The following is a 6,823-nucleotide window of genomic DNA, read 5'->3' on the forward strand; positions in this document are numbered from 1 at the left end:
CCGCCCATGATCAGGTAATCGACTGGCGGGACCGGGCCCGAGTTCCTACCGTTCAGGAGAAACGGTTAGGAAACCGAACTGTCGGGAGGTCGGGTGCACGCCCTGCGGCGCTGGTGGCACGACACCGCGGGTGGGCTCCCCGCCACCTTCTGGTACCTCTGGGCCGGCCTTCTCATCAACCGGGCCGGCGCGTTCGCCATGTTGTTCCTGTCGCTGTACCTCACCGACGCCCGCGGGGCCAGCGAGTCACTGGCCGGCACGGTGGTCGGCGCGTACGGGGCTGGCGGGGCGGCTGGTGTGCTGCTCGGTGGGGTGCTGGCCGACCGGTGGGGTCGTCGGGCGACCCTGCTCGCCGCGCACCTGGTCACCGCCGGTCTGATGGTGGCGCTGGCCTTCAGCCGACACCTCGTGCTGATCGCGGTGCTCTCCGCGCTGGTCGGCGTGGTGCACTCGATGCCGAGCCCCGCCTTCGTCGCGGCGATCGTCGACGTGGTGCCCGCCGAGCGCCGCTCACGCGCGTTCAACCTCCAGTTCTGGGCGTTCAACCTGGGCATGGCGGTCGCCTCGCTGCTCGCCGGGGTGCTGGCCGAGGCGAGCTTCACCGCACTCTTCCTGGTCGACGCGGGCGCCACCCTGGCCGCTGCCGCCGTGATCGCCTGGAAGGTCCCGGAGACCCTGCGGCGGACCGCGCCGACGGTCGACCTGCCCCCGCCTACCCGGACGGCGTCAGGTGCGGTCCGGCCCCGGCGACCGGGCCTGCACACGGCGCTCACCGACCGGACCTTCCTGGTCTTCGTCGGGCTCACCTTCGTACTGGCCGTGCTCACGCTGCAGACCTCCACGATCATGCCGTTGGCCATGCGCGCGGACGGTCTGGGCCCGTCGGCGTACGGGCTGGTGGTGGCGCTCGGCGGAGCGCTGATCGTGCTCGGGCAACTGTTCGTGCCCCGGCTGATCGACCGGCACCGCAAGCACGTCGTGCTGGCCGCCTCCACCGCCCTGCTCGCGCTGGGCTTCGGCGTGCTCGCCGTCGCCGACGAACTGGCCGTCTACCTGGGAGCGGCGGTCGTCTGGACGGTCGGCTCGATGCTCGCCGCCCCGCCCAACGCGCAGATCAACGCGGATCTGGCACCGCCGCAGCTGCGTGCGCGGTACCAGTCGGTCTTCTACCTGACGTTCCCGGCCGCGGCGTTCGTGGCACCCACGCTCGGCGGGGTGAGCCTGCAGTACCTCGGCGACCGGCACTGGTTGATCATCGGCGGGCTCGGCCTGCTGGCCGCGTTCGGCCACCTGCTCGCCGGGCCTCCCCGGGAGCGCCACGTCGCCGCACTGCGCCGGGCCACCGACCGCGAGCCGGCACCATCTGCCGACCACGCGCCGGCCCGGTGATCCCCCGCCCGGGGGGTACGACATACGCAAAGCGCCCACCACGTCCCAAAGGTCGTGGTGGGCGCCCGCCGGTGGGGCCGGCGGCGGCGGGCAACACTCACCCCCGTAAGCGTCGCCCGCTCGCGCCGCCGGTCCAAACAGGTGGGCACCGTCCCCCAACGGTTGGTCCACCCGTCCCCTCGCGCCTCGCCTGGTGCGCGGATCTGATCGATCCGCCGCTCCCCCGAACGTTTCCAAGCGTGGCGCGGTGCAATAAAGTTAGTTCGCCCGGATTCTGGATTCAACCCAGACCAGCTGTCTCGCCGGTCACAACTGGTGAGTATCCCCAGTTCGGGCCTCGGTCTCTGGCAACAGCGGCATACCCCTCGGGCATTCCCGCAAACACCTCAACCGTCCTCCCGATCGGGTGACTCCGTCCGGAAGAAGTTGCTCTGCCGGCCGTCGCGCATCTGCTCCTGGTAGATCAGGTTCAGCCGGCGCAGATCGAAGGTGTGGAACCACTCATCCCAGGTGATTTCGCGGATCCGGCTGCTCTCCCGGTAACCGGGGATGTTGAAGGTCAGAACCCCCGCCCGGCCTTCCCGCTCGGTGCCGGCGATGGTCGCCGGCTTCGCACCCCGGTCCGCGGCCCAACGCATGATCACGTCATGGTTGGTGGTGATCAGGCTCCGTCCCGGGCGCTCCGGCCGGTCCGTGACCGACGCGATCACCTGCGAGCTGCGCGCCGACCGTTGCGTGCCCGGACCGGTCCGGATACCGCCAGCCGTCGTACCGCCGGCGGCCGGCCTGCTCGCCGTGGCCCCCTTCGCGGGCGCCGCCCGCTTCGCAGCCGGTCGCGACGGGGCCTTCTTCGCCGGCGCCTTTCGCGCGGGCGCGGTACGGGCGGTCGTGGCCTTCCGCGCGGGCGCGGTCTTGCGCGCGGCCGCGGTCTTCCGGGCGGTCGCCGACGTGCGGGCGGTGGTCGACTTCGCCGGCGTTGTCTTCTTCGCAGCGGTCGTCTTCCTGGCCGCCGTCGACTTCGCCGCCGCCGTCTTCTTTGCCGCCGCCGTCTTTCGCGCGGCGGTCGTGGACTTCGCCGTCGTCTTCTTCGCGGCGGTCGTCTTCTTCGCGGCGGCCCGCTTCGCGGGGGCGCTCTTGTTCGCCGGCGCGGCCTTCGCGCGGCTCGGCGCCGCCCTGGACGCCGACTTCTTCGTGGTGGCGGCGCGGCCCGCCGACGCCCTGGTGCCGCCGGCCCGGCCAGCCGGGCCGGTGCTGCGCCGGCCGGCGCCGCCGGACTCGGCCCGCAGCGAGCGCACCAACTGTCTCACCAGGTCGGGCTTGCGCAGTGCGGAGATCCCGGAGACCCCCCGCTTGCGTAGCTGCCCGCGGATGTCATCCACCCGCATCCGCGAGATCTCCGACTCGGAAACCCCCGGACTGTTCGGCGTCTGGTTGCCAGCCTGTCGTTTCGTGGTGGTCGCAGTCCCGCCGCGACCTGAGCTGTTCCGCTGAGCCATGCGACGCTCACGCTCCTCGACACTCCGTCCTCGGCGCGCGGGGGTCCCCTGCCGCACCGCGCGGTGCGGCATACCCGTCAGGAGCGGTCCGAACCTCCAGCCGGCCGGACGACCGACCAGGCCGGGTCGCTGAGCCGGTCAGGCGTGGCCGGGCAGCCGCTCAGGCCGGGTCCGGACCGGAGCCGGAGGGCTGGAAGAGGTGCGTGAACGCGGCCAGGTTGGCGGTGGACTCACCGCGCTTGACCCGCCACTCGTACTCGCGCCGGATGGAGCTGCCGAAGCCGATCTCCAGCATGGTGTCGAAGGACTCGTCGGCGTACGTGAGCACCGCACCGAGCAGCCGGTCCAGCTCGTCGGCGTCCACGCCGGCCGGGTTGACCCGCCCGGTCAGGTACACGTCGCCGACCGCGTCGGTGGAGAAGGAGACCGCGTACATCCGCGCGTTGCGCTGCAACAACCAGGCCCACAGCTCCTCGCGCCGCTCGTCCGGTTGGCGCATCACGAACGCCTCGATGCGCAGCGCGTGCTCGCCGATGATCAGGTTGCAGACGGTCTTGAGCTTGTGGGTGCCCGGCAGGGTCACCGCGTACGAGCCTGGACCGGTCGACTCCCAGGCCAGGTCCCGCTCGGCACACACCGACTCAATCAGGGTCGCAAGATCGCTCTTCGGGCTCACCGGACCCACTCTACGACCGACCCGTCCGGCGCACCGGACGGCGACCGGCGCCCCCGGTCACCAGGAGCAGGAGAGGGCGGGGTCGCTGGCCAGGTCGGCGGCGAGGCGGCTGCGGTGGGCGGCCATCGCCTCGCCGTAGACGGCGAGCAGGCCGGAGACCGTACGGTCCCACGAGAACTGCCGGGCGTGCTTCTCGGCACCTCGGGACAACTCCGCCCGCCGGGCCTGATCCGGCAGCAGGCGGGCCAGCGCGAGGGCCCAGTCCGCCGGGTCGTGCCCGTCGATCAGCACCCCGCTCACCTGGTCCCGGACGGCGGTGACCAGCCCGCCGACGGCGGCGGCGAGCACGGGCGTACCGCAGGCCTGCGCCTCCAGGGCGACCAGACCGAAGGATTCGTTGTGCGACGGCACCGCGACCAGGTCGGCGGCCCGGTACAGGGCGGGCAGGTCGTCCCCGGTGCGCGGCGGCAGGAAGCGCACCCGGTCCGTCACCCCGAGGGTGGCGGCCAGCTCGATCAGCGCGGTGGGCCGGTCCAGCCCGCTACCGCTGGGCCCGCCGCAGATCGCCACGGTCACGTCGTCGGCCAGCGCCGGGTCGCGCTCGCGCAGGGCGGCGACCGCGCGGATCAGCACGTCGGGGGCCTTGAGCGGCTGGATCCGACCGACGAAGGCCACCACGTACCCGTCGACCGGCAGCCCCAGCCGGCGGCGGGCCGCCCTGGTTGCCGAGGACCGGTCGCCCGGCGCGGGCCGGAACCGGTCCAGATCGACGCCCGGCGGGACGACGGCGACCTGGGTCGGGTCGGCGTCGTACCGCTCGACGAGGTCGCGAGCCTCCACCCGGGTGTTGGCGACCAGGCGGCTCGCCTCGGCGACCACCTGCTCCTCGCCGATCACCCGGGCCTTGGGCTCCGGCCGGTCACCGGTCGCGAGCTGGGCGTTCTTGACCTTCGCCAGGGTGTGCGCGGTGTGCACCAGCGGCACCCCCCAGCGTTCCTTGGCCAGCCAGCCGACCTGACCCGAGAGCCAGTAGTGGGAGTGGATCAGGTCGTAGTGCCCCGGCGGGCGGGACGCCTCGGCCCGCAGCACCCCGGCGGTGAAGGCGCAGAGCTGGCCCGGCAGTTCCTCCTTGGTGAGCCCTTCCAGCGGGCCGGAGGTGATGTGCCGGACCTGCACACCGGGTGCCATCTCCACCACCGGCGGGAGATCCCCGGAGGTGGCCCGGGTGAAGATCTCCACCTCGACGTTGGCCTCGGCGAGCCGCCGGGCGACCTCGAGGATGTAGACGTTCATTCCGCCCGCGTCGCCCGTTCCGGGCTGGTGCAGCGGGGAGGTGTGTACGGAGAGGGTGGCGATGCGGCGCGGCCGGGGCCACGGTTGGGCACCTCGCTGACGACCGACCCCGGTGTGCAGTTCCGCCACGTCCGCTCCTCTTGTCACGGTTAATGCCGTCACGCACGACCGGCGCTTCTCGCTCAACCTGTACGCCGAACGTCATCTTCCCCATCGGGCCATCGAAATTCCCGGCGAGTCCCGCCAGGGTGACGGACCTCATCACCGCCCGCCCTCCGCATTGCCCGCCCGCGGCGGCTCGCACGCCCGCCCGGAGGGGGTCAGATCGGCGGGGTGACAATGACGGGATGACCCCTGTCGCCATCGTCACCGGAGCATCCAGCGGGATCGGCGCGGCCACCGCCCGCCGCCTCGCCGCCGAGGGCTTCCACGTGCTCGCCGCCGCCCGCCGCGCCGACCGGCTCGCCGACCTGGTCGCCGAGATCACCACTGCCGGTGGAGAGGCGACCGCGGTGACCTGCGACGTCACCTCGGACGAGTCGGTGGCCGGGTTGGCCGAGGCCGCCGCACAGGCGCCCGGGCCGGTCACCCTGCTGGTCAACAACGCCGGTGGCGCGCGCGGCCTGGAGCCGGTGGAGTCCGGCTCGGTCGCCGACTGGCAGTGGATGTACGACGTGAACGTGCTCGGCACGCTGCGCGTGACCCAGGCGCTGCTGCCGGCGCTGGAGGCGTCCGGCGCGGGCACGATCGTGGTGGTCTCCTCCACGGCCGGCCACACGGTGTACGAGGGCGGGGGCGGCTACACGGCGGCGAAGCACGCGCAGACCGCGATCGCCGGCACGCTCCGCCTGGAACTGTGCGGCCGGCCGCTGCGGGTCATCGAGATCGACCCGGGCATGGTGAAGACCGACGAGTTCGGGCTGGTCCGCTTCGGCGGTGACGCCCAGCGGGCCGCCGCCGTCTACGCCGGGGTGCCCGACCCGCTGGTGGCCGAGGACGTGGCGGACTGCATCGCCTGGTGCGCCACCCGGCCGGAGCACGTCAACGTGGACCGGCTGGTGGTCCGGCCTCGGGCGCAGGCCGCCCAGCACAAGGTGCACCGGGTCTCCTGAGACGGATCCGCGGGAGGTCGGGATGAGCGGAGTGGCGCGACGCCGACCGCTCGGCGTGGTCACCCGGGGAACGACCAACCCGAACCGGCTCCGCCGGGTGGACAACTGGATCGTCGCCACCTGCGCCGACCGGCTGCGGGCGGCGGCCGACCCGCTGGTGGTCGACCTCGGCTACGGCGCCACCCCGGTGACCGCGGTGGAGTTGCGGGCCCGGCTGGCCGCCGGGGTCCGTCCGGACGTGCGGCTGGTCGGGCTGGAGATCGACCCGGCCCGGGTGGCCGCCGCGACTCCGGCCGCCGACCCGCCCGGCCTCACCTTCGCCCGGGGTGGTTTCGAGTTGGCCGGGCTCCGGCCGGTGCTGGTGCGCGCGTTCAACGTGCTGCGCCAGTACGACGAGAGCGAGGTGCCCGGCGCCTGGCGGACGATGACGGCCGCGCTGGCCCCGGACGGGGTGCTCGTCGAGGGCACCTGCGACGAGTTGGGCCGGCTCGCCAGTTGGTTGCTGGTCGACGCCGACGGCCCCCGGACGCTGACCCTGGCCGCGAAGCTCACCACCCTGGGCGGTCCCGCCGACCTGGCCGAGCGGCTGCCCAAGGCGCTGATCCACCGCAACGTCCCCGGCGAGCCGGTGCACGATCTGATCCGGGCGCTGGACGACGCCTGGCAGGCAGCCGCCGCGTACGCCACCTTCGGCCCCCGCCAGCGCTGGCTACGCGCCGTGAGCCAACTCAGGGACACCGGCTGGCCCGTCCTCGACCGCCCGCACCGCTGGCGCCACGGCGAACTGACCCTCCCCTGGCCCACGGTCGCCCCCCGAACCTGACCCCCCACTTCCCCCGCGATCTTGCACTTTCGGT

Annotated in this window: 6 protein-coding genes; 3 read left to right on the plus strand and 3 right to left on the minus strand. The window is 73.3% G+C overall.

Annotation, left to right across the window (positions count from 1 at the left end; all coding sequences use genetic code 11):
• The first annotated feature begins 93 nt into the window (after nt 1–93).
• On the plus strand, nt 94–1,389 hold the full coding sequence (locus M8C17_RS27350; protein WP_252419428.1) for an MFS transporter: 1,296 nt from the start codon (nt 94–96) through the stop codon (nt 1,387–1,389).
• 386 nt (nt 1,390–1,775) lie between these two features.
• On the opposite strand, the gene M8C17_RS32230 is transcribed toward M8C17_RS27350, so the two are convergent.
• The 3 genes from M8C17_RS32230 to mshA form a co-directional block, all read right to left on the minus strand.
• Nucleotides 1,776–2,675 (minus strand): hypothetical protein, encoded by a 900-nt coding sequence (locus tag M8C17_RS32230; protein ID WP_308209593.1) that lies wholly within the window; start codon nt 2,673–2,675, stop codon nt 1,776–1,778.
• A 370-nt stretch (nt 2,676–3,045) separates the two neighbouring features.
• Nucleotides 3,046–3,561, minus strand: coding sequence for a YbjN domain-containing protein (locus tag M8C17_RS27365; RefSeq protein ID WP_252419431.1), 516 nt, complete (start codon nt 3,559–3,561; stop codon nt 3,046–3,048).
• Between the two features lie 57 nt (nt 3,562–3,618).
• Nucleotides 3,619–4,983, minus strand: coding sequence for a D-inositol-3-phosphate glycosyltransferase (mshA, locus tag M8C17_RS27370; protein ID WP_252419432.1), 1,365 nt, complete (start codon nt 4,981–4,983; stop codon nt 3,619–3,621).
• Nucleotides 4,984–5,201: 218 nt separating this feature from the next.
• On the opposite strand from mshA, the gene M8C17_RS27375 reads away from it, so the two are divergent.
• Both M8C17_RS27375 and M8C17_RS27380 read left to right on the plus strand, forming a co-directional pair.
• Entirely contained in the window at nt 5,202–5,966 is a 765-nt protein-coding gene (locus M8C17_RS27375; RefSeq protein ID WP_252419433.1) for an SDR family oxidoreductase, read from the plus strand.
• Between the two features lie 22 nt (nt 5,967–5,988).
• Nucleotides 5,989–6,789: a class I SAM-dependent methyltransferase gene (locus M8C17_RS27380; RefSeq protein WP_252419434.1), complete on the plus strand. Its 801-nt coding sequence runs from the start codon at nt 5,989–5,991 to the stop codon at nt 6,787–6,789.
• The last annotated feature ends 34 nt before the right edge of the window (nt 6,790–6,823 follow it).

This window comes from Micromonospora sp. RHAY321 (assembly GCF_023896955.1).
GTDB lineage: Bacteria > Actinomycetota > Actinomycetes > Mycobacteriales > Micromonosporaceae > Micromonospora.